The following is a 22,854-nucleotide window of genomic DNA, read 5'->3' on the forward strand; positions in this document are numbered from 1 at the left end:
CCCGCATCGCACGTCCCGCCGCCTGCGACTCGTCCGCGCGGCTGACGGATCCGTAAGACGTCCCGTCCCGATCGTTCACCGGACCATCATTCAAAGGACCATCATGCTCTGGTCGATCATTCGAAGGACCATCGATCGCAGGACCATCGATCACTGGGCAATGCCGCCGACGGGCACGCCGCCGACACGGCCGAGCACGGTCTCGCCGGCGATGCTGCGCTGGCCGAGACAGACCTGGGGGACGACATGATCGGGGAGATAGACGTCGACGCGGCTGCCGAATCGGATGAGCCCGATCCGCTGGCCGACCGCGACCATGTCGCCCGCCTTGACGAAGCCCAGGATGCGACGCGCGACGAGCCCGGCGATCTGGGTGAAGCCGATCCGCATGCCGTTGCGATCCTCGACCACGAAATGCTGGCGCTCATTTTCCTCGGACGCCTTGTCGAGATCGGCGTTGAGGAACTTGCCCGAGATATAGACGACCTGGCGGATCGTGCCCGCGATCGGCGTGCGGTTGATGTGCACGTCGAACACCGACATGAAGATCGACACGCGCACCAGCGGTGCATCGCCGAGACCATTCTCGCCGGCGAGTTCGCGCGGGATGGGGACGCGCTGGATCATCGTGATCAGCCCGTCGGCGGGGGCGACGATCAGCCCCTCGCCCTGCGGCGTGGTGCGAACGGGGTCACGGAAAAAGGTCGCGACCCAGATCACGACGCCGACCATCGGCCAGAACAGCACATGGCTGAGCATCGTCAGCAGCAATGTGATGCCGGTCGCGATGGCGACGTATTTATAGCCTTCCGGATGGACTGCGGGAAATCGCCATTTGACCGTGGAGGTCGTGACGGGCGGCTTGTCGAGCGATGCCATAGCGTGCGGGTCTATCCGTGCCGGACGCGCGATACAACGATGAACAGCCTTTTCGCGACAGGACCGGGGGTTGCGCGAGGTTGCTCGAGGTTGCTTCGCGCGACATTCGGCAGTCGATCGGGGCGCGCCCGACGGTTGATCGGCGGGGCCGGCTCCCCTAGACGCTCCCCCAACCCCCTCCCCCGAGGACGATATATGGCGAAGATCAAGGTTAAGAATCCGATCGTGGAGATCGACGGCGACGAGATGACCCGGATCATCTGGGAATGGATCCGCGAGCGCCTGATCAAGCCGTATCTCGACATCCAGCTCGATTATTACGATCTCGGCGTCGAGCATCGCGACGCGACCGACGACCAGGTGACGATCGACAGCGCGCTCGCCACGCAGAAGCACGGCGTCGCGGTCAAGTGCGCGACGATCACGCCCGACGAGCAGCGCGTGACCGAATTCGGCCTGAAGAAGATGTGGAAGTCGCCGAACGGCACGATCCGCAACATCCTGGGCGGGACGATCTTCCGCGAGCCGATCGTGATCAAGAACGTCCCCCGCCTGATCCCGGGCTGGACCCACCCGATCGTCGTCGGCCGCCATGCGTTCGGCGACCAGTATCGCGCGACCGATTTCCTCGTCCCCGGCCCCGGCAAGCTGCGCCTGGTGTTCGAAGGCGATGACGGCGCGACGATCGACCGCGAAGTGTTCCAGTTCCCGTCGGCGGGCGTCGCGATGGCGATGTACAATCTCGACGACTCGATCCGGGATTTCGCGCGTGCGTCGATGCATTACGGCCTGAACCTGAAATGGCCGGTGTACCTGTCGACCAAGAACACGATCCTGAAGGCCTATGACGGCCGCTTCAAGGACCTCTTCGCCGAGGTTTTCGAGAGCGAATTCAAGGACAAGTTCAAGGAAGCGGGCATCGTCTACGAGCATCGCCTGATCGACGACATGGTCGCATCGGCGCTGAAGTGGAACGGCGAGTTCGTGTGGGCGTGCAAGAACTATGACGGCGACGTCCAGTCGGACCAGGTCGCACAGGGCTTCGGCTCGCTGGGCCTGATGACCTCGATCCTGCTGACTCCGGACGGCAAGACCGTCGAGGCCGAGGCCGCGCACGGCACGGTCACGCGTCACTTCCGCATGCACGAGCAGGGCAAGGCGACCTCGACCAACCCGATCGCGTCGATCTTCGCCTGGACCGGTGGTCTCAAGTATCGCGGCAAGTTCGACGACACGCCCGACGTGACGAAGTTCGCCGAGACGCTCGAACGCGTCTGCGTCCAGACGGTCGAGAACGGCCACATGACCAAGGATCTCGCGATCCTGATCGGGCCGGACCAGCCCTGGATGACGACCGAGCAGTTCTTCGAGCAGGTCCGCTCGAACCTCGAAGCCGAAATGGCCAACTGGGCGTGACGGACGGCCCCTCCCGGAAACGGGAGGGGCCTTTTTTTTGGGTGGCGGGTTGGGTGGTGGCCGCCTTCCGTGACGCCGCGCGCTCGCGGCTCTGCGAGGCTCGGCCGGCCCGGCGTCGAGGGCCCGCCCGGCTCTCCGACTCCCCTGATTTAGCTTTCCGGTCCTAGCCCTCTCCGCCGTCATCCTGACGAACGTCAGGACCCAGGGTTACAGGCGGTGCGCTGCTTGGCTCTGGATCCTGACTTTCGTCAGGATGACGGGTTGGGGGATGAGGCGTGGGTGGTTGCCGAGTAGCGGGGCTCGGCTTTGCGCAGCTTCGGTTTGCGCTGGTCAATAGCTGCCTGCTTTGCGCCGCGCCCCGCCCTGCGCCCGCCACCGCCGTCATCCTGACGGAAGTCAGGATCCAGTGTTACGGGCGGTGCGCTGCTTGGCTCTGGGTCCTGACTTTCGTCAGGATGACGGGTTGGGGGTGGGTGTCGGTGTTCCATGCCCGGCATTGCTCGGCCCGGCTTGGCTTGGGTCGGCCCGCCTCAGCCCAGCCCGGCTCGCCCCCCCGCGCCTGCCGCTCTCAGAAGGGCGAACCGCGCGGCGGTGGGGCGGTATTATTCCCTGACGAATCGGGGAGGCGTCGCCTAAGGTCGGGGGGATGGCATTACGGCTCGACAATCAGGGTTTCAGCGACACACTCGTCATTCTCGGTGCGGCGGGGCTCGTGATTCCGGCGTTTGCGCGGTTCAGGGTCAGTCCGGTGATCGGGTTCATCCTGGTCGGGCTGCTGGTCGGGCCGGCGGGGCTGGGTTCGCTCACCGGGGCGGTGCCGTGGCTCTATTACCTGACGATTTCCAACCCCGAGGCGATCGAGCCGTTCGCCGAGTTCGGGATTATCCTGCTGCTGTTCTCGATCGGGCTCGAGCTGTCGTTCCGACGGCTCTGGTCGATGAAGCGGCTGGTGTTCGGAACCGGGGCTGCCGAGCTGATCGGGTCGGCGATGATCATCGCGGTCGCGCTGCATTTCATCGGGCAAGGCTGGGCGGGCGCGATCGGGCTGGGCTTTGCGCTGGCGCTGTCGTCGACCGCGCTGGTGCTGCCGCTGGTCGGGACGACCGGCGCGGTCGGGCGCGGGGCGTTCGCGATGCTGCTGTTCGAGGATCTGGCGCTGGTGCCGCTGATCTTCGTGCTGGGCGCGCTCGCCCCGACCGCGACCGCGGACGGGTGGAGCAACCTGGCAGGCGTCGCGCTCCGCGGCGCGGCCACGGTGGTGGCGATGTATGTCGGCGGGCGGCTGATCCTGCCGCGGCTGTTCGGGCAGGCGGCGCGGACCAAGAGCCCCGAGCTGTTCCTTGCGGCGTCGCTGCTGGTGGTGATCGTGGCGAGCGTGGCGACGACCGCGGCGGGGCTGTCGCCGATCGTCGGCGCGCTGCTCGCCGGGCTGCTGATCGCGGAAACCGAATATCACAGCGAGGTCGAGGTGATCACCGCGCCGTTCAAGGGGCTGGCGCTGGGCGTGTTCCTGATCACGGTGGGGATGAGCCTCGACCTGCGGCTGATCGCGCAGAACTGGCCGTCGCTGCTGCTCGCGGTGACGGGGGTGGTGGCGACCAAGGCGGTCGTGACGTTCCTGTTCCTGCGCGTCGCCAATTCGCGGCGCGGGGTGGCGGCGGAGACGGGGCTGCTGATGGGCAGCCCGTCCGAGACGACGCTGATCGTGCTGGCGACCGCGGCACAGGCGCAGCTGATCCTGCCGTCGACCGCGAGCTTCTGGCAGACGGTGACCGCGATCGGGCTGACGATCACGCCGCTGCTCGCCAAGCTCGGCCGCACCGTGTCGCGTCAGCTGGAAAGCCGGTCGACCGCGGATGCGGGCGATGTCGAGATCGACGAGGAGGGTCCGGGGACGGTGGTGATCGGCTTCGGCCGGGTCGGGCGGATGGTCGCGGACATGCTCGCGGTCCACGGCCAGCGCTATGTCGCGGTCGAGGCGGATATCGATTCGGTCGAGGCCGCGCGGGCGCAGGGGCATCCGGTGCTGTTCGGCGACGTCGCGCGGCTCGAGCTGGTCGACCGGCTGAAGCTGGATACCGCCAAGGCGCTGATCCTGACGATGGACGACCCGGTGCTGACGGTGCGGCTGGCGCGGCGGGTGCGGTTGCTGGCGCCCAATTTGCCGATCGTCGCGCGCGCCCGCGATACCGCGCATGCCGCCGAGCTGTACCGCGCAGGCGTGACCGATGCGGTGCCGGAGACGCTGGAGAGCTCGCTGCAGCTGGCGGAGGCGGTGCTGGTCGACCTGGGCGTCGCGATGGGGCCGGTGATCGCGTCGATCCACGAGAAGCGCGACGAACTGCGGCAGGAGATCAAGGCGGCGGCGGACATGCTGGTCGAGCCGCGGGTCCGCAAGGCGAAGCGGACGCCGCGGAAGGTCTAGCGCGGGGTGTCAGGCGGGCGTCAGCGTGAAGTCCTTGAAGCGTTCGCGCAGTGCGGTTTTCAGGAGTTTGCCCGTCGCGGTGTGGGGCAGTTCGTCGACGAAGACGATCGCGTCGGGGAGCCACCATTTGGCGACGTGCTGCGCCAGGTGATCGCGGATCGCGGTGTCGGTGACGGTGCTGCCGGGTTTGCGGACGACGATCAGCAGCGGGCGCTCGTCCCATTTGGGGTGGTGGATGCCGATCGCGGCGGCCTCCGCGACGCCGGGGCAGCCGATCGCGGCGTTTTCGAGATCGACCGAGCTGATCCATTCGCCGCCCGACTTGATGACGTCCTTCGACCGGTCGGTGATCTGCATCGTGCCGTCGGTGTGGAGCATCGCCACGTCGCCGGTGTCGAACCAGCCCTCCGCATCGACCGCATCGCTGTCCGCGCCGAAATAGCGCTGCACCACCCAGGGGCCGCGGACCTGGAGCGAGCCGGCGATCGAGCCGTCGCGCGGCAGCACCTGCCCCTGATCGTCGATGATGCGCAGTTCGATGCCGAAGGGGACGCTGCCCTGTTTGGTGACGAGATCGAGCTTCTCGTCATGCGTCATCATGTCCCAGTGCGGCGGCGCGAAGCCCGCGGTGCCGATCGGCGAGGTCTCGGTCATGCCCCAGAGATGCTTGACGGACGCGCCCATGGTCATGATCCGGTCGATCATCGCGCGCGGGGCCGCGGCGCCGCCGATCGTCACCAGCTTCAGATGCTCGGGCGCCTCGCCGGTCGCGTCGATATGCCCGAACAGCGCGAGCCAGACGGTCGGCACGCCCGCCGAATGCGTGACATGCTCCTGGTTCATGAGCCGGCACAGGACGCCGGGATCGTTGATCGCCGAATAGACCACCTTCGCCCCCGACAGCGCGCAGGCGAAGGGCAGCCCCCAGGCGGCGGCGTGGAACATCGGCACGACGGGCAGCACGACCGCGCTGGGGGACAGATCGAACACCCAGGGCGCGACCTCCGCCATCGCGTGGATCAGCGTCGAGCGGTGCGTGTAGAGCACGCCCTTGGGATTGCCGGTGGTGCCGCTGGTATAGCAGAGCATGCACGGATCGCGCTCCGGCCCCTCGACCCAGGCATAGTCGCCATCCTGCTCGTCGAGCAGCGCGCGAAAGCCGTCGGGGCCGAGATCGTCGAAACAGACATAGTGGCGGATGCTGGACCATTGGCCGCGCAGCCGGTCGACGATGGGCTGGAAGGCCTTGTCGTAGAGCATCACCCGGTCTTCGGCGTGGTTGGCGATATAGACGAGCTGTTCGTCGAACAGCCGCGGGTTGATCGTGTGGATCACCCCGCCCATCCCGATCGTGCCATACCAGGCGATCAGGTGGTGCGCGTGGTTCATCGCGAGCGTCGCGACCCGGTCGCCGGGACGGACGCCAAGCTTTTCAAGCGCTTGGGCAAGCTTCTTCGCGTCACGTGCGATGCCGGACCAGTCGGTGCGGGTCTCGCGGCCGTCGGCCCAGTAGCTGACGATCTCGCGGCGGCCATGTTCGCGCGCGGCATGGTCGATCAGCCGGGGGACGCGAAGCTCGAAGTCCTGCATTCCACCCAGCATCGTCGCTCTCCCAAGCTGTTATCCGACGAGAGCCAGCCGCGTTTCCGAGGTCTTGAGCTCCACCTTTGTCACACCGTGCAACGACTCGATGTGCTCTGCAAGCTCGCCGTCGAGCAGGAAATCGCGGCCGAGCAGGATGCTGACCTCGCCGTCGGGGAGCATCGCGCGGACCCGCACCTCGCCGCGGGCGCCACGGTGATCGGCGAGCAAGGACGCGAGCCCGGCGAAGGCGGCCATGTCCGAGATCGTCACGACGACCTGGAAGCGCGCGATGTTGGCGAGCCCCTCGAACGGCTGGATCCGCTTGATGCTGACGCGCGGCGTGTCCTCGCCGGGCTTGCGGTCGAGCTCGACGGTGATGAGCCCGCAACCGCCCGCCTTGGCGGCGTCCTCAAGATCCTTCGAGACCTGATCGTCGAAACAGGTCGCCATGAACTGGCCGCTGGCGTCCGAGCATTGCGCCATCATGAAGCGCTTGCCGCGCGCCGAGGTGCGGTAGCGCGCATCCTCGACGAGCACCGCCATCGTCGCGCCCGCGCGGCTGCCGTCGTCGGGGATGTTGAGCTCCGACAAGGCGGTATAGGCGCGCGCGCCGTGGCTGTTGGCGATGTGGCGGTGGCGGTCGACGGGGTGTGCGGAGAAGTAGAAGCCGAACGCCTCCTTCTCCTGATCCATGCGCTGGCTGAGCGTCCAGCGGACCGAGGGCGGCAGCTTGATCGCGTCGCCCGCGGGTTCCGCATCGCCGAACAGACCACCCTGCCCGCTGGTCTTGGCGGCGTGGGTGCGCGCGGCGATCGCGAGGATCGTCTCGGCGGTGGCGTGGATCCCGGCGCGATTGGGCTCGAACCCGTCGAACGCGCCCGCGGCAGCGAGCGTCTCGAGCTGGCGCTTGTTGAGCAGTCGCGGGTCGACGCGCTTGGCAAGATCGTCGAGCCCGGCGAAGGGGCCGTTCTGGACGCGCTCGACGATGAGCTTCTCCATCGCGCCTTCGCCGACCGACTTGAGCGCGCCGAGAGCGTAGCGGACCGCGGGTTCGCCGTCCTTCACCTCGACGTCGAACTCGGCCTGGCTCGCATTGATGCAGGGCGGCAGCGTGGCGATGCCGAGGCGACGCATGTCGTCGGTGAAGATCGCGAGCTTGTCGGTCTGGTGCAGGTCGTAGCACATCGAGGCGGCGAAGAATTCGTGCGGGTGATGCGCCTTCAGCCACGCGGTCTGGTAGGCGAGCAGCGCATAGGCGGCGGCGTGGCTCTTGTTGAAGCCGTAGCCTGCGAACTTGTCGATCAGGTCGAACAGTTCGTTGGCCTTCGCCTTCGGGATATTGTTCACCTTCGCGCAGCCCTCGACGAAGATCGCGCGCTGCGCGTCCATCTCGGCCTTGATCTTCTTGCCCATCGCGCGGCGCAGCAGATCGGCGCCGCCGAGCGAGAAGCCCGCGAGGATCTGCGCGGCCTGCATGACCTGTTCCTGGTAGACGAAGATCCCGTAGGTCTCCGACAGGATCGATTCGAGCGCGGGGTGCGGATATTCGATCGTCTCGGTGCCGTTCTTGCGGCGGCCGAACGACGGGATATTGTCCATCGGGCCCGGTCGGTAGAGCGAGACGAGCGCGATGATGTCGCCGAAGTTGGACGGGCGGACCGCGGACAGCGTGCGGCGCATCCCCTCCGATTCGAGCTGGAACACGCCGACCGTGTCGCCCTTCTGGAGCAGCGCGTAGACGCCCGCGTCATCCCATTCGAGCGCGTCGAGATCGACCTTGATCCCGCGCTTGGCGAGCAATTGCACGCCCTTCTGGAGCACCGAGAGCGTCTTCAGCCCGAGAAAGTCGAACTTCACGAGGCCTGCGCCCTCGACATATTTCATGTCGAACTGCGTGACGGGCATGTCCGAACGCGGATCGCGATAGAGGGGGACGAGCTGCGCGAGCGGGCGGTCGCCGATCACCACGCCGGCGGCATGCGTCGACGAGTGGCGCGGCAGCCCCTCCAGCTTCATCGCCAGATCGAGCAGCTTTCGCACGCCATTGTCGTTGGCATATTCCTTGGCGAGTTCGCCGACGCCGTTCAGCGCGCGCTCGAGCGTCCAGGGATCGGTCGGGTGGTTGGGGACGAGCTTCGCCAGCCGGTCGATCTGGCCATAGCTCATCTGCAGCACGCGGCCGGTGTCCTTCAGCACCGCGCGTGCCTTCAGCTTACCGAAGGTGATGATCTGCGCGACCTGATCGCGGCCGTATTTCTCCTGGACGTAGCGGATCACCTCGCCGCGGCGGGTTTCGCAGAAGTCGATGTCGAAATCGGGCATCGACACGCGTTCCGGGTTCAGGAAGCGCTCGAACAGCAGGCCGAGCTTGATCGGATCGAGATCGGTGATCGTCAGCGCCCAGGCGACGACCGAGCCTGCGCCCGAGCCACGGCCCGGACCGACCGGAATGTCGTGATCCTTCGCCCATTTGATGAAGTCGGCGACGATCAGGAAATAGCCGGGAAAGCCCATCTGGACGATCACGTCGACCTCGAAGGCGAGCCGCGCGCGATAGACGTCGCGCCAGCCGTCCTCGGCCTCTCCGTGCAGCTCGGTGATGCGTGCCAGACGCTTTTCGAGCCCGGCCTCGGCGTCGTCGCGGAGCAGTTTCGCCTCGCCCTCGATATCGCCGGCGAGGCTGGGAAGGATCGGCTTGCGGTAGGGCGCCATGACCGCGCAGCGCTGGGCTACGACCAAAGTGTTGGCGATCGCCTCGGGCAGGTCGGCGAACATCTCGTGCATCACCGGCGCGGGCTTCATCCACGCTTCGGGGCAGCTGCGGATGCGGTCCTCGGTCTCGACATAGGTCGAATGCGCGATGCAGAGCATGGCGTCGTGCGCGTCGCCGAACGCGCTTTCGGTAAAGCAGCACGGGTTTGTCGCGACCAGCGGCAGGTTGCGGTCGTAGGCGATGTCGATCAGCGCGTCCTCGGCGGCGATCTCGGTCGCGTCGCCGCGGCGTGACAGTTCGATGTAGAGGCGGTCGCCGAACAGGCCCTGGAGGCGGTCTAGATAGGCGCGGGCGCGGTCGGGCTGGCCCTCCGCGAACAGCCGGGCGAGACCGCCCTCGCCGCCCGCGGTCAGTGCGATCAGCCCGTCGGCATGGCGCTCGAGCGCGGCGAAATCGACATGCGCGGGCATCTCGATCGGGCGGTCGAGATGCGCCATCGAGACGAGCGCGCAGAGATTGTCATAGCCCTTCGCGTTCTGTGCGTAGAGCGCGATCCAGTCGAACGGGGTGGCGATGCCGTCGGGCATGTCGGGGCGGCTGAGCCCGAGCATCACGCCGATGACGGGCTGGACGCCGTCCTTCTTGGCGGCGTCCGAATAGGCCATCGCGGCGTAGAGGCCGTTGCGGTCGGTCAGCGCGGCGGCGGGGAAGCCGAGCGCGCGCGCCTGCTTGGCGATCGCCTTGGGATCGATCGCGCCGTCGAGCATGGTGTAGCAGGAAAAGACGCGGAGCGGGACGTAACCGGAATGCATGGGTGAGAGGTAGGCGTTGCGGCGTGATTCGACCAGACGCGATGGCGGGGGGGTGCGGGGTGGGACGCGATGAGTTGAGTCTATGTGTGTGGGCTTTTGGTTCGAGGCTGTTCTCCCGCGAAGGCGGGAGCCCAGTCTGGGCCCCCGCCTTCGCGGGGGAACAGTCTTGTGGTGAGGGTGCTGCCTACAATGACCACCCCGGCGGAGGCCGGGGCCCGGGTGGGGGACGTTGCCAACTGAGGTCTGCGCTGCGTTACTGTGGCCTTTCCAACTGGGCCCCGGCCTTCGCCGGGGTGGTAGTAAGGGCGCGCTAGAGCAGGTTTTCGATGTCGGTGCGGAGGTCGGCGGGTTTGGTGGTGGGGGCGTAGCGGTCGACGACCTTGCCCGCGCGGTCGATCAGGAACTTGGTGAAGTTCCATTTGATCGCCTTCGAGCCGAGCACGCCGGGGGGCGTCCGATTTCAGGCGGTCGAACAGCGGGTCCGCCTCGCCGCCGTTGACGTCGACTTTCGCAAAGACGGGGAAGGTCACGTCGTAGGTGAGCGTGCAGAAGTTCGCGATCTCTGCCGCGTCGCCGGGTTCCTGTGCGCCGAACTGGTTGCAGGGGAAGGCCAGAACCTCGAACCCGCGATCGGCATAGTCGCGGTGGAGCGCCTCGAGCCCCTCATATTGCGGGGTGAAGCCGCATTTGGAGGCGGTGTTGACGATCAGCAGCACCTTGCCGGCATAGGCCGCGAGCGACGCGGGGGTGCCGTTGGCGGCCTTCACGGTGAAGTCGGTGATGGTCATGCGCGGTCCTCGTGTCGGGCGAGCAGATAGGTCAGGTTCTGACGGACACCCGGCCATTCGTGGCGAAGGATGCTGTAGACGATGGTGTCGCGCAAGCGGCCGTCCGCCATCACCTGGTGCCCGCGCAACACGCCGTCGCGTTTCGCGCCGAGCCGCTCGATCGCGGCCTGTGAGCGCTTGTTGAGGCTGTCGGTGCGGATCTGGACGCATTCGCAGCCGAGCGTGTCGAAGGCGTGGGCGAGCAGCATCCGCTTGGCCTCGGTATTGACGCCAGTGCGCTGGACCGCGGTGGCGTAGAAGGTGCCGCCGATCTCGAGCCGCTTGTTGGCCGCGCTCATCCGCATGAAGCGGGTGCTGCCGCGGACGATGCCGTCGACGACCACCGCGAAGACCCGCGCGCGGCCAAAGTCCTGCTGCTCGAACGCCGCCGCGAGCCAGCGGTCGGGCGCCTTCATCAGCGCGACATTGGCGTAGAACAGGTCCCAGAGATCATCCGCAGACGCGGCGGCCACGAGCGCGTCCTTGTCCGCCGCGACCAGCGGGCGGAGCGTGACGTGACGCCCGACGAGCGTCGGTGTCGCGTCCCAGCTCAAGCCAGCCGGCCCTCGTGCAGCCGGAACACGCGGTCCATCCGCGCAGCGAGCCGCTCGTTGTGGGTCGCGACCAGCGCCGCGGTGCCCTGTTCGCGGACCAGCCGGACGAATTCGGCAAAGACGATGTCGGCGGTATGCTCGTCGAGATTGCCGGTCGGCTCGTCCGCCAGCACCAGCGCGGGCTTGTTGGCGAGCGCGCGGGCTACCGCGACACGCTGCTGCTCGCCCCCTGAGAGCTGACTGGGGCGGTGCGTGAGGCGGTGGCCGAGCCCGAGCTGGGTCAGGAGTTCGGCCGCACGCGCATCCGCCTGTGCGCGCGTCGCGCCGTGGACGAGCTGTGGCAGGACGACATTCTCGGTCGCGTTGAAATCGGGGAGGAGGTGATGGAACTGATAGACGAAGCCGAGGCTGTCGCGGCGTACCACCGTGCGGTCATGCGCGTTGAGCTTCGACGCCTCGGTACCGGCGATCTTGATCGATCCCTGGAAGCCACCTTCGAGCAGGCCGACCGCCTGGAGCAGGGTCGACTTGCCCGAGCCCGAGGGGCCGAGCAGCGCGACGATCTCGCCCGGTGCGATTGCGAGGTCGATGCCGCGCAGCACGTCGATCGTCGCGCCGCCCTGCGTGAAGCTTTTGGTCAGACCGCTGGTCTGCAGGACATAGTCGTACGCCTGCGCGCTGCGCCGCTCGATCGGAAGGCCATTATTCATAACGCAGCACCTGCACGGGGTCAGTACTCGCCGCCTTCCAGGCCGGATAGAGCGTGGCGAGGAAGCTGAAGATCAGCGCCATCAGCGCGATCACGATGATCTCGACCGGATCGGTCTTCGACGGGAGTTCGGTCAGATAGCGGATCGAGGGATCCCAGAGATTCTGCCCCGTCACGAGCTGGACGAAGTTCACCACGCCCTGCCGGTAGAACAGGAAGACGAAGCCGAGCCCGAGCCCGGCGAGCGTGCCGAGCGCGCCGATCGTCGTGCCGACGACGATGAAGATCCGCATCAGCCCGCCGCGCGTCGCGCCCATCGTCCGCAGGATCGCGATGTCGCGAGTCTTGGCGCGGACCAGCATGATCAGCGAGGACAGGATGTTGAACACCGCGACGAGGATGATGATCGACAGCACGGTGAACATCGCGACGCGCTCGACCGCCAAGGCCTCGAACAGCTGCGCGTTCATCGTCCGCCAGTCCTGGATGACCGCGCGGCCGCCGATCTTCTCGGCGAGCGGCCGCAGGATCTCGCCGACCTTGTCCGCATCGACGGTCTTCAGCTCGACCATGCCCGCGGCGTCACCCATCAGGAGGAGCGTCTGCGCATCCTCGATCGGCATGATGATATACGCTTTGTCATAGTCGTAGACGCCGATCTCGAAGATCGCGCCGACCTTGTAGCTGACGATGCGCGGCACGGTGCCGAACGGCGTAGTCTGGCCCTGCGGGCTGAACAGCGAGATGTCCGAGCCGACCTGCGCGCCGAGCGACTCGGCGAGCCGCGAGCCGATCGCGATCCGGCCGGACCCTTGCGTGATCGACTGGAGCGACCCCATCAGAACCTTGTCCTGGATCGTCGAGTTGCGGCGGATGTCGTCGACGCGCATGCCGCGGACCAGCACCGCCTCCGCGCGGCCGTTATAGGTGGCGGCGAGCGGCTGTTCGATCAGCGGCACCGCGCTGGTGACGCCGGGAGTGGCGCGCGCTGTGCGACGATCTCGCGCCAGTCGGGCATCCGGCCGCCGAGCGGCTGGACCACCGCATGGCCGTTGAGCCCGACGATCTTGTCGAACAGCTCGGCACGGAAGCCGTTCATCACGCTCATCACGATGACGAGCGCGGCGACGCCGAGCATGACGGCGACCAGGCTGATCGAGGCGACGAGGAAGATGAACGCCTCGCCCTTGCCCGGCAGCAGATAGCGCCGGGCGATCATCCGTTCATAGCGTGACAGGATCATGGGTGCGGGGGTTCGATCGTTAGAAGAGATGTCCATCGGCTCTAGGACGCGGCCCCGCGCGAGGCAACCATGGCCGCGTCTGGATTGGTCTGTTGCGGATTCGACACAGGGCCCTGCCAATCGTGTGGCGCGCCCCGCAAACAGGGTGACAAACACCACGCAATTACTTAGCAAAAACCTCGCTGAGACACAGGCAACGGCCGTGGTTCGGGGAATGCTTTGACGCCGCACCGAAGGTGCAGAGCGGAAGCGACAAAATGGGGGCTGACGAGCGATCGTCACGCAGGCGCCCGGATCGGAAACGGTCCGGGCGTTTGCTTGTCCGGGCCATTTTCCTTACAACGAATACACTATTCGCCGTTCCTGGAACCCCCGAAGTGCAACAGGCACCGGACGAAGAGTGGGAGCTTCCAATTCTCACCCTTCGCCCGGATCTCTCTTTATAGCAGATAGAGTAGAGCAGCGTTTGTGAACCGTATCAGAACGAGCGCGAGATCGTGACGCCGTACGTGCGCGGATCGCCCGGCTGGCCGACGACCAGCCCCGTGCTGCCCGATTGCAGCGCGAGCAATTCGTAATAATCCTTCGCGAAGACGTTGCGGATCCAGGCGAAGACGTTCAGCCGGTCCTCGCCGCGGAACCCCAGCCGGACATTGCCGAGCGCATAGCCCTTGATGTCGGTATAGGCCGAGGCGGACGGGTTGGACGAGAAGGTCGAGCGGTAGCTGCCGTCATAGCCCAGATACACCTGGCCATCGAGACCGCCGATCCGTGCGGGCAGGTCGTATTCCGCGCCGTAGGAGAAGGCCCATTTGGAGATGCCCGGCAGGCGCTGGCCCGAAATGTCGCAGTTTGCGGGGCTGATCCCGCCCGGGGTTCCTGCCGGGCTCGGCGTCTGGCTCGCGGTCGCGGTGGTGCCGCCCGACAGCTCGGGCGGGCATGGCGCATCGACGAAGCGGACATATTTGGCGTCGGTATAGGCGCCGTTGACGTAGAGGTTGAAGCGCGACGTCGGGCGGAACGCCGAGTCGAATTCGAACCCGCGCGTCCGCACCTTGCCCGCATTCGCCAGATAGCCGCGCAGCACGCCCAGCTGCCCGTTGGTGACGGTCGCCTGGTAATCGTTGATCTCGGTCCAGAAGCCCGCGATGTTGAGCGTCACGCGGCGGTCGAGAAACTGGGTCTTGAGGCCGAGTTCGTAATGGTTGACCGTCTCGGGCTTGACCGTCGCGGAGGCGAGGATCGGGTTGTTCGCGCCGTCGAGCGGGAGCCCCGACAGGTTGATGCCGCCCGATTTGTAGCTGCGCGCATAGGTCGCATAGGCGTGGATGTCCTGGGCGACGTCATAGGCGAGCGTCGCGTCGCCCGACACGTTCCAGTCGTCGAAGGCGGGGGTGTAGACCTGGGGCGCGAGCGTGCTGCACCGGTCGCGGGTGACCGAGCTGGCTGCCTGCGCGGTCGTCGAGCAGTTGAGCACCGCCCCTGCCCCCGTCGTTACGACAGACACATAGGAGCCGGTCTTCCTGTCGTAATTGACGCGGACGCCCGGGGCGAAGGAGAGCTTGTCGGCAATGTGCCACGTCACCTTGCCGAACCCGGCCGCGGACGTGTTCTTGAAGCCGATCGTGTTGGTCGCGGTCAGGCCGTCGAGCACCGCGGGGTTGGATGCGTTCGCGCTGGTCGGGTTGAGCAGGTAGCGGCTGGCGGCGGCGCCCTGGACCTGGAGCCCCTGCGTGTCGATCGTCTGGTGGAAGTAGAACAGCCCGGCGACGTAATCGACGGTGTTGCGGCCGTTCGACGAGAGGCGGACCTCCTGACTGACCTGTTCCTGCTGCGATGGGTTGGCCGAGACCGAGGTGATCGGCAGGCCGATGAAGTCGCGGTCGTTCGACGGCTTCCAGTCCCAGATGCGCCATGCCGAGACCGAGGTCAGCGACACTGGTCCGAGATCCCATTCGGCGAGCAGCGCGGCGCCGCCCAGCTCCTGCCGTGCGCGCAGCGGGGTGTCGAGATCGGTCACGCGGTCGAACGCGTCGCGCGACGGCGGGGTGTATTTGAGTGCGGCGGCGAGCGCGTCATATTGCCGCGACACGGGCCGCTGCGTGGTGCCGACGCGTGCGAAGATCTGCGCGCAACAATCGGGGTTCTGGTGATTATAGTCGCCCGACAGCGTGAGATCGAGATTGCCGGTCGCGTGCCAAAACAGCTGGCCGCGCAAGCTCTGATTGTCCTGCGCGTTGACGTCCTTGCCGGTGCGGAGATTGCGGATCGTGCCGTCGCGCCGGGTGATCGACGAGGACAGGCGGATCGCGAGCCGGTCGTCGACGAGCGGGCCCGACACCGACGCCTTGGCCTGGACGAAGCGGAGATTGCCGGTGGTGAGCTCGATCCGTGCCTCGGGGGTGAAGCTGGGCTTGCGCGTGTAGATGTTGATCGCGCCCGCGGTGGTGTTCTTGCCGTAGAGCGTGCCCTGCGGCCCGCGCAGGATCTCGATCCGTTCGGTGTCGGTGAAGTCGAACGTCGCCGACGCAATGCGGCTGTAATAGACCTGGTCGACATAGATGCCGACGCCCTGTTCGATGCCGTCATTGGTGAGCCCAAACGGCGCGCCGAGCCCGCGGATGTTGGCGGCGGAGTTGCGCGGGTTGGTCGAGTAGAATTGCAGCGTCGGCTGAAGCTGCGTGATGCGGTTGACGTTGTATGCGCCGGTGTCGGCGATCGCCTGGCCGCCGATCACCGACATCGCGATCGGCACGCTCTGGATCGTCTCGGCGCGGCGGCGCGCGGTGACGACGATGTCTCCCCCGCCCTGCTGTGCCGCGCCCAGCCGGCCTGTGTCGCGCTGTGCGTCCTGCGGCGCGGGTGCGGCCTGATCGGCGGGTGCCGGCAGCGGTGATGCGGCCGCCTGTGCGGCGACCAGCATCGCGAAAATATGGGCCATGATCGTCTCCCTTGAACCTTGGCGCTAAAAGTCCATTGATTTGGTGGGAGTTCAATCGGGAACGGCTTTGCGGGGGCAAAGCTGGGCTATCGAGGGCCTTTAAAAAATCTTGGCGGGGCGATCTTGAAGGTTTTTGCGGGGTGACCAGATCACTGCCGCACGGCGCCTGATGGGCCGTGTGCCCGGGCCGCGCACAGGCGGGCCAGGGCTGATGTTGGATTGCTCAAGACGAGGATTTGACCATGCGACTCGACCTTACCCCCTATCGCCGCTCGACCGTCGGGTTCGACCGGCTGTTCGACATGATCGAGACGAACGCGCGCGCCGCGACGTCCGACAATTACCCGCCGTTCAACCTCGAGCGGATCGCGCAGGACCGTTACCGCATCACGCTGGCGATCGCCGGCTTCTCGCGCGACGAGATCGCGATCACCGCGCAGCAGAACCTGCTGCTGGTCGCGGGCAAGAAGGAGGAGCGCGCGCCCGAGGGCCAGCTGCTCCATGTCGGCATCGCCAACCGCTCGTTCGAGCGGCGGTTCGAGCTGGCGGACTTCGTGCTGGTGGAGGATGCGCGGCTGAACGACGGGCTGCTGGTGATCGACCTGGTCCGCGAAGTGCCCGAGGCGATGAAGCCGAAGAGCATCGCGATCAAGACCGGCGCGCCGCTGGCTGCGGTCGATACGGTTGCTGTCGATCAGGCTGCCTGATTTTTGGTCAGCGCTGCGGGGCGTCCGGATCCTTGGGGTCCGGGCGCCTTTTTGATGTCTGGGGTTCGGATTTAGAAGAATTTGTTCGCGCGGAGGCGCGGAGGCGCGGAGATTTTCCTGGCCGCGTCGCGGCCCTCATGAATTCCTGCGCGAACCGGAGTGAGGCCGACTGCGGTAGGCCACGATTTCTCTCCGCGCCTTCGCGTCTCCGCGTGAACCACTTCTTCTGTTCGGACTGTGCGGAGAGGGTTTTTGTTCGCGCGAAGGCGCGAAGGCGCTAAGATTCTGGGTCCCTTTGCGCCTTTGCGCCTTCGCGTGATCGATATTCGCTCTGGCGGGCGCCGTGAGGGCGCCCGGTCGGGTCAGACGAGGCGGCTCTGTTTGACGGCGGCTTCGATGAAGCTGGCGAACAGGGGGTGCGGGTCGAAGGGTTTGCTTTTGAGTTCGGGGTGGAACTGGACGCCGACGAACCAGGGATGGTCGGGACGCTCGACGATCTCGGGCAGCGTGCCGTCGGGCGACATGCCCGAGAAGACCAGACCGCCCTGTTCGAGCACGTCCTTGTAGCCCGTATTCACCTCGTAGCGGTGACGATGGCGTTCCGAGATGTCGGTGCCGCCATAGATCGCCGCGACGACGCTGTTGCCGTCGAGCTTGGCGTCATAGGCGCCGAGCCGCATCGTGCCGCCGAGATCGCCCTCGGCCGCGCGCGTCTCGAGACCCTCGCGGCCCATCCATTCGGTGATCATGCCGACCACCGGCTTGTCGGTCGGGCCGAATTCGGTCGACGAGGCATCGGGGACGCCGCCGAGACCGCGTGCGCCCTCGACGCACGCCATCTGCATCCCGAAGCAGATCCCCGAAATAGGGGATCTTGCGTTCGCGCGCGAACTTGACCGAGGCGATCTTGCCCTCCGCGCCGCGTTCGCCGAACGCACCGGGGACGAGGATCGCGTCGCAGGGCTCGAGCTGGCCGGCGATGTCGCTTTCGGCATTCTCGAACAGCTCGGCGTCGATCCAGCGCACGTTGACCTTGACGCGGTTGGCGATGCCGCCATGGACCAGCGCCTCGTTGAGCGACTTGTAGGCGTCCTGCAGCCCGACATATTTGCCGACCACGCCGATCGTGACCTCACCCTGCGGATTGGTCAGCCGGTCCATGATCTCGGTCCAGCGCGACAAATCGGGCGCAGCGGCCGGTTCGATCCCGAACGCGCGCAGCACTTCGATATCGAGGCCCTCGCCGTGATACTGGAGCGGCACCGCATAGATGCTCTTCGCGTCGAGCGCGGGGATGACCGCACTGGCGGGGACATTGCAGAACAGCGCGATCTTCGCGCGCTCCGACGGCGGCAGCGGGTGTTCGCAGCGGCAGACGAGCACGTCGGGCTGGACGCCGAGGGCGGCGAGTTCGCGGACCGAATGCTGGGTCGGCTTGGTCTTCAGCTCGCCCGCGGCGGCGATATAGGGGACGAGCGTCACGTGGATGCTGATCGCCTTGCCGCGCCCTTCCTCGTTCTTCAGCTGGCGAATCGCCTCGATGAAGGGGAGCGATTCGATGTCGCCGACGGTGCCGCCGATCTCGCAGAGCACGAAGTCGACATCGTCGGTCTCGGCGCGCGCGAACGCCTTGATCGCGTCGGTGACGTGCGGGATGACCTGCACCGTCGCGCCGAGATAGTCGCCGCGGCGTTCGCGCGCGATGATCTGCTGATAGATGCGGCCGGAAGTGACGTTGTCCGACTGGCGCGAGGGCACGCCGGTGAAGCGTTCATAGTGACCGAGGTCGAGATCGGTCTCGGCGCCGTCGTCGGTCACATAGACCTCGCCGTGCTGATAGGGCGACATCGTGCCGGGATCGACGTTCAGATACGGATCGAACTTCCGGATCCTGACGCTGTAGCCGCGTGCCTGGAGGAGGGCGGCAAGCGATGCCGCCATGAGACCTTTACCGAGCGACGATACCACGCCCCCGGTGATGAAAATGTACCGAGCCATGGGAAGAGTCTCGTAGCGTGTGTGGGGACGAACGACAAGCGCCCGCGGATCACGCAGGGCGCTTTTGTCGGCGAATGGAGTGTTTAGCGGGCGAGCGGGACCGCGCCATTGTCGGCGGGCGCCGGTGCGGCGGCGCCAGCATTCTCTGCACCACCGGCGAACGGTGCCGCATCGCCCTTGGGCTCCGCGGTCGGAACCGCGGTGGCGGCGGCCGCCGGCGTGCGGGCGAGCGACGTGTCGATGTCGGTGCTGCGGTGATTCGCCGCGAGGATCGCGAGCAGGATCGAGAACAGCACGAACATCGTCCCGAGCACGCCCGTTGCGCGCGTCAGGAAATCGGCGGCGCCGCGGGCCGACATCAGCCCCGAGGGACTGCCGCCCATGCCCAGACCGCCGCCTTCCGACCGCTGCATGAGGATCACGGTGACGAGGGCGGCCGCGATGATCGCGTGGATGACAAGCAGGAAGGCGAACATTGCGCGGAAAACCCCGGAACTTACGAAGCCGCGCACATAGGCGAGCCGGCGGCAACGATCAACCGCATCCCGGGCTCCGGATATCGCACACGACACCGAAACACACGGAAACAAGCCGTGCGGGCGGGCGTTGTGACAGCGTAATGACGTTCCTTAACGGGACGTAGACCCTGAAATTCAGATGGCGGATCAACGCTGTGGCATCAATGGCAGTCAATACTCTATCGACGTGGATGACGGCTCTGGTCGATTATGTCCGTTCGGGTGAACCGGATCTGACCAATCGCCAGATGGCGCTTTTGCTGCTCGTCTATCTCAAACCCGGCCCGCATACGGTGCGCGGTCTGGCGCGTGCACTGAACGTATCGAAGCCCGTCGTCACGCGCGCCTTGAACAGATTGGGTGCCCTCGGCTATCTGCGCCGGCAACGCGACGATAGCGACAAGCGCAACATCTTCGTCGCGCGGACGAGTGAAGGGGCAGATTTTCTTGAAGAATTCGGGCAGTTCATCGGCGATAACGACGCCGCGCCCCGCGCCGCGACAGCCTGACGGCGTCATTCAGCCGCGTGATTCTGCGACTCGCGTCGCCAGAGTTTCGCGCTGACCGGGCGTTCGGTCGATCTCGACCTGCGCACGCACGCGGTCCGCCGCGACATTGCCGACATCCGCCTCGCCGAGCATGTCTTCGCGCCGCATTATGCGGTGCCGATGATCCGGCTGGTCGCGCGCACCGCGACGCTGCGCGCGGGCCGCGACACGGCCAGCGATCCGGTCACCGCGCTGGCAGTCGGCGACACGATCGAAGTGCTCGAGATTGCGGGATCGTCCGCCTGGGGCGTCGCGCAGCCGCACGGCCTTGTCGGCTATGTCGAGATCGACGCGCTCGACCTGCCGGACGGCAAGGCGGTGGCGGCATGACCGCGACGGTCTTCATCGACGGTGCGGCGGGCACCACCGGGCTCGAGATCCGCGACCGGCTCGCCGGGCGGTCCGACATCCGGATCGCGTTGCTCGACGAGGCGAACCGCAAGGATCCCGCGGCACGGCGCGCGGCGCTCAACGATGCCGATTTCGTCATCCTCTGCCTGCCCGACGATGCCGCGCGCGAAGCGGTCGCGCTGATCGACAATGACCGCACGCGGGTGATCGACGCGTCGAGCGCACACCGCGTCGCGCCGGGCTGGACCTATGGGTTCGCCGAGCTGCCGGGCCAGGCCGCGCGGATCGCCGCGGCGATGTGGGTGTCGAACCCCGGCTGCTATCCGACCGGTTTCCTCGCGCTCGTCGCGCCGCTGGTCGCGGCCGGGCTGCTGCCGGCGGGCCATCCGCTGAGCGTCAACGCGACGTCGGGCTATTCGGGCGGCGGCAAGGCGATGATCGCGGAGTTCGAGGGGGCCGGCGCCACCCCGACCGCGTTCCGCGCCTATGCGCTGGGCCTTGCGCACAAGCACATCGCCGAGATGACGCAGCATGCCGCGCTGACGCATGCGCCGATCTTCGCGCCCGCGGTCGCCAACACCTATCGCGGGATGGTCGTCGAGGTGCCGTTGCACCTTCATGCCCTGCCCGGCCGGCCGACGCTGGCGGCGGTCGAGGACGTGCTGCGGCAGGCCTATGACGGCGCGGCGCTCGTGACCGTGGCGGCGGGCGATGCGGCGGCGATCGCGATCGAGGAAAATGCCGGAACCGACCGGTTGACGTTGCGCGTCTGCGGCAACGATGCGACCGGTCACGCGCGGCTGGTCGCGACACTCGACAATCTGGGCAAGGGCGCCGGCGGCGCCGCGGTCCAGAACCTCAACATCATGGCCGGGGTCGACCCGGTCGCCGGTCTGGTTTCGTAAGACCGACTGACCCAGGAGCTCTCATGCACCGTAATCCCGTAGCCAAGCTGCTCCTGTTCGGCGCCACCGGCGATCTCGCGCAGCGGATGCTGTTGCCCTCGCTCTATGGCCTGCACGCCGACGGGCTGCTGCCCGAGGGGCTGACGATCACCGGCGCGGCGCGTCACGATCACGACGACGCGGCGTATCGCACCTTCGCGAGGGCCGCGCTCGACGAGTATCTGAAGGACGATCGCAAGGATGCGGGGACGATCGACGCGTTCCTCGAGCGCGTGCATTACCAGCCGACCGACCTGTCCGATCCGGCGAGCTTCCAGCCGCTGGCGGACAAGATCGGCGACATTTCGGGCGGGCTCGCCATCTATCTGTCGACTGCGCCGTCGCTGTTCGAATCGGCGATCGAGGGGCTGCACAAGGTCGGGCTTGCGGGCGAGACGGTCCGCGTCGGGCTCGAGAAGCCGCTGGGCTACGACCTGCCGACGAGCCGCGAGATCAACGACGCGGTCGCCAAGGCGTTTCCCGAGAACCGGACTTACCGGATCGATCATTATCTGGGCAAGGAAACCGTCCAGAACATCCTCGCGCTGCGCTTCGGCAACTCGTTCTTCGAGCCGGTGTGGAATGCGCAAGGGATCGACAACGTCCAGATCACGATCTCCGAGACGGTCGGGCTGGAGGAACGCGCGGGCTATTACGAGAGCGCGGGCGCGCTGCGCGACATGGTGCAGAACCATATCCTGCAGCTGCTCGCGCTGATCGCGATGGAGCCGCCCGCGCGGTTCGAGGGCACCGACGTGCGCGACGAGAAGTCGAAGGTGTTCCGATCGCTGCGGCTGATCAAGCCCGAGGAGGCGCCGCACGTCACCGTGACCGGGCAATATGCCGAGGGCGCGGTCAACGGGAAGTTCGTGAAGAGCTATTCGGAGGAGCTCGGCCAGACGTCGACCACCGAGACGTTCGTCGCGATCAAGGCGCATGTCGACAACTGGCGCTGGCAGGGCGTGCCCTTCTACCTGCGCACCGGCAAGCGGATGGCGGCACGCGGCAGCGAGATCGCGATCCAGTTCAAGGCGGTGCCGCATTCGATGTTCGCGGGCCGCGGCGGGCTGCTCCAGCCCAACATGCTGATCATCCGCCTGCAGCCCGAAGAGCATGTCCAGCTGCTGGTGATGGCGAAGGAGCCGGGGCTCGACCGTGAGGGCGTGCGGCTGCGCGAGGTGCCGCTCAACCTCAGCCTCGACGCCGAGTTTGCGGGCACGCGCCGGCGGATCGCCTATGAGCGGCTGCTGCTCGACCTGATCGAGGGTGACCAGACGCTGTTCGTGCGGCGTGACGAGGTCGAGGCGCAGTGGACCTGGATCGATGCGATCCGCGAGGGCTGGAAAGCGAACGGAATGAAGCCCAAAAGCTATCCGTCGGGCAGCTGGGGCCCGTCCGCCGCGATCGCGCTGACCGAGCGCGACGGCGTGACCTGGCAGGACGACTGAGCATGTTTTCCTCCGTTCGTCCCGAGTAGCCGTCGAGCTTGTCGAGATGGCGTATCGAGGGATCGGCCCGGTTGTGGCATTGTACCTCGATACGGGCTCTCGGCTTCGCTCGATCCCTACTCGGCACGAACGGGACTGGTCGGTACGAACGGGCCGCTGAGTAGGAACGGGACTGCTGGGTGCGAACGGGACTGGCGGACACGACCTGAACTGTTGGGCACGAACACTAATTTCTAA

The 22,854-nt window shown here is 66.7% G+C and carries 15 protein-coding genes and 3 pseudogenes; 7 read left to right on the forward strand and 11 right to left on the reverse strand.

Going from position 1 to position 22,854, the window contains the following annotated elements; genetic code table 11:
* Positions 1-150: 150 nt before the first annotated feature.
* Complete coding sequence (locus tag NI18_RS05505; RefSeq protein WP_031440639.1) at positions 151-879, reverse strand: phosphatidylserine decarboxylase; 729 nt, start codon at positions 877-879, stop codon at positions 151-153.
* A gap of 195 nt (positions 880-1,074) precedes the next feature.
* Between NI18_RS05505 and NI18_RS05510 the strand changes: the two genes are divergently transcribed.
* Together NI18_RS05510 and NI18_RS05515 are read left to right on the forward strand one after the other, a co-directional pair.
* A complete protein-coding gene (locus NI18_RS05510; protein ID WP_031394019.1) occupies positions 1,075-2,295 on the forward strand; it encodes an NADP-dependent isocitrate dehydrogenase in 1,221 nt (406 codons plus the stop codon).
* Positions 2,296-2,941: 646 nt separating this feature from the next.
* Positions 2,942-4,720: a cation:proton antiporter gene (locus NI18_RS05515; RefSeq protein ID WP_037528646.1), complete on the forward strand. Its 1,779-nt coding sequence runs from the start codon at positions 2,942-2,944 to the stop codon at positions 4,718-4,720.
* Between the two features lie 9 nt (positions 4,721-4,729).
* On the opposite strand, the gene NI18_RS05520 is transcribed toward NI18_RS05515, so the two are convergent.
* The 7 genes and pseudogenes from NI18_RS05520 to NI18_RS05550 form a co-directional block, all read right to left on the reverse strand.
* A complete protein-coding gene (locus NI18_RS05520) occupies positions 4,730-6,322 on the reverse strand; it encodes a long-chain fatty acid--CoA ligase (protein WP_037528647.1) in 1,593 nt (530 codons plus the stop codon).
* An 18-nt stretch (positions 6,323-6,340) separates the two neighbouring features.
* Positions 6,341-9,829: a DNA polymerase III subunit alpha gene (gene dnaE / locus NI18_RS05525; protein ID WP_037528649.1), complete on the reverse strand. Its 3,489-nt coding sequence runs from the start codon at positions 9,827-9,829 to the stop codon at positions 6,341-6,343.
* A 310-nt stretch (positions 9,830-10,139) separates the two neighbouring features.
* Positions 10,140-10,617 (reverse strand): annotated as a pseudogene (locus NI18_RS05530) (glutathione peroxidase).
* Positions 10,614-11,210: a GNAT family protein gene (locus NI18_RS05535; protein ID WP_037528651.1), complete on the reverse strand. Its 597-nt coding sequence runs from the start codon at positions 11,208-11,210 to the stop codon at positions 10,614-10,616. The pseudogene NI18_RS05530 and the gene NI18_RS05535 overlap by 4 nt, the downstream one beginning before the upstream one ends.
* The gene (locus NI18_RS05540; RefSeq protein ID WP_052149002.1) at positions 11,207-11,920 is read right to left on the reverse strand and encodes an ABC transporter ATP-binding protein; all 714 of its coding nucleotides are present in this window, start codon (positions 11,918-11,920) and stop codon (positions 11,207-11,209) included. The genes NI18_RS05535 and NI18_RS05540 overlap by 4 nt, the downstream gene beginning before the upstream one ends.
* Positions 11,913-13,162 (reverse strand): annotated as a pseudogene (locus NI18_RS05545) (lipoprotein-releasing ABC transporter permease subunit). The gene NI18_RS05540 and the pseudogene NI18_RS05545 overlap by 8 nt, the downstream one beginning before the upstream one ends.
* Before the next feature lie 478 nt (positions 13,163-13,640).
* Positions 13,641-16,103, reverse strand: a complete 2,463-nt coding sequence (locus NI18_RS05550) for a TonB-dependent receptor (RefSeq protein ID WP_037528653.1) — start codon at positions 16,101-16,103, stop codon at positions 13,641-13,643.
* A gap of 242 nt (positions 16,104-16,345) precedes the next feature.
* Here NI18_RS05550 and NI18_RS05555 point away from each other — a divergent pair, with 242 nt between their 5' ends.
* Positions 16,346-16,810, forward strand: a complete 465-nt coding sequence (locus NI18_RS05555; protein ID WP_031440813.1) for an Hsp20 family protein — start codon at positions 16,346-16,348, stop codon at positions 16,808-16,810.
* Positions 16,811-17,172: 362 nt separating this feature from the next.
* On the opposite strand, the pseudogene NI18_RS05560 reads toward NI18_RS05555, so the two are convergent.
* A pseudogene (locus NI18_RS05560) lies at positions 17,173-18,808 on the reverse strand (CTP synthase).
* Between the two features lie 83 nt (positions 18,809-18,891).
* Entirely contained in the window at positions 18,892-19,284 is a 393-nt protein-coding gene (gene secG / locus NI18_RS05565; RefSeq protein WP_031395050.1) for a preprotein translocase subunit SecG, read from the reverse strand.
* A 233-nt stretch (positions 19,285-19,517) separates the two neighbouring features.
* Between secG and NI18_RS05570 the strand changes: the two genes are divergently transcribed.
* Positions 19,518-19,835 carry a MarR family transcriptional regulator gene (locus tag NI18_RS05570; protein WP_031395049.1) on the forward strand — a complete coding sequence of 106 codons (318 nt, stop codon included), beginning with the start codon at positions 19,518-19,520 and terminating at the stop codon, positions 19,833-19,835.
* A gap of 9 nt (positions 19,836-19,844) precedes the next feature.
* Here the strand turns inward: NI18_RS05570 and NI18_RS26560 are convergent, their stop codons facing one another.
* On the reverse strand, positions 19,845-19,982 hold the full coding sequence (locus NI18_RS26560) for a hypothetical protein (RefSeq protein ID WP_306286252.1): 138 nt from the start codon (positions 19,980-19,982) through the stop codon (positions 19,845-19,847).
* A 12-nt stretch (positions 19,983-19,994) separates the two neighbouring features.
* On the opposite strand from NI18_RS26560, the gene NI18_RS05575 reads away from it, so the two are divergent.
* The 3 genes from NI18_RS05575 to zwf are packed head-to-tail and all read left to right on the forward strand — an operon-like array spanning position 19,995 to position 22,617.
* Positions 19,995-20,204 (forward strand): SH3 domain-containing protein, encoded by a 210-nt coding sequence (locus tag NI18_RS05575; protein WP_037528655.1) that lies wholly within the window; start codon positions 19,995-19,997, stop codon positions 20,202-20,204.
* The gene (gene argC / locus NI18_RS05580) at positions 20,201-21,130 is read left to right on the forward strand and encodes an N-acetyl-gamma-glutamyl-phosphate reductase (RefSeq protein WP_037528657.1); all 930 of its coding nucleotides are present in this window, start codon (positions 20,201-20,203) and stop codon (positions 21,128-21,130) included. The genes NI18_RS05575 and argC overlap by 4 nt, the downstream gene beginning before the upstream one ends.
* 23 nt (positions 21,131-21,153) lie before the next feature.
* Positions 21,154-22,617, forward strand: coding sequence for a glucose-6-phosphate dehydrogenase (gene zwf / locus NI18_RS05585; RefSeq protein ID WP_037528659.1), 1,464 nt, complete (start codon positions 21,154-21,156; stop codon positions 22,615-22,617).
* Positions 22,618-22,854: the final 237 nt, after the last annotated feature.

The sequence above is a fragment of the Sphingomonas sp. Ant20 genome (assembly GCF_000783375.1).
Classification (GTDB): domain Bacteria; phylum Pseudomonadota; class Alphaproteobacteria; order Sphingomonadales; family Sphingomonadaceae; genus Sphingomonas; species Sphingomonas aerolata.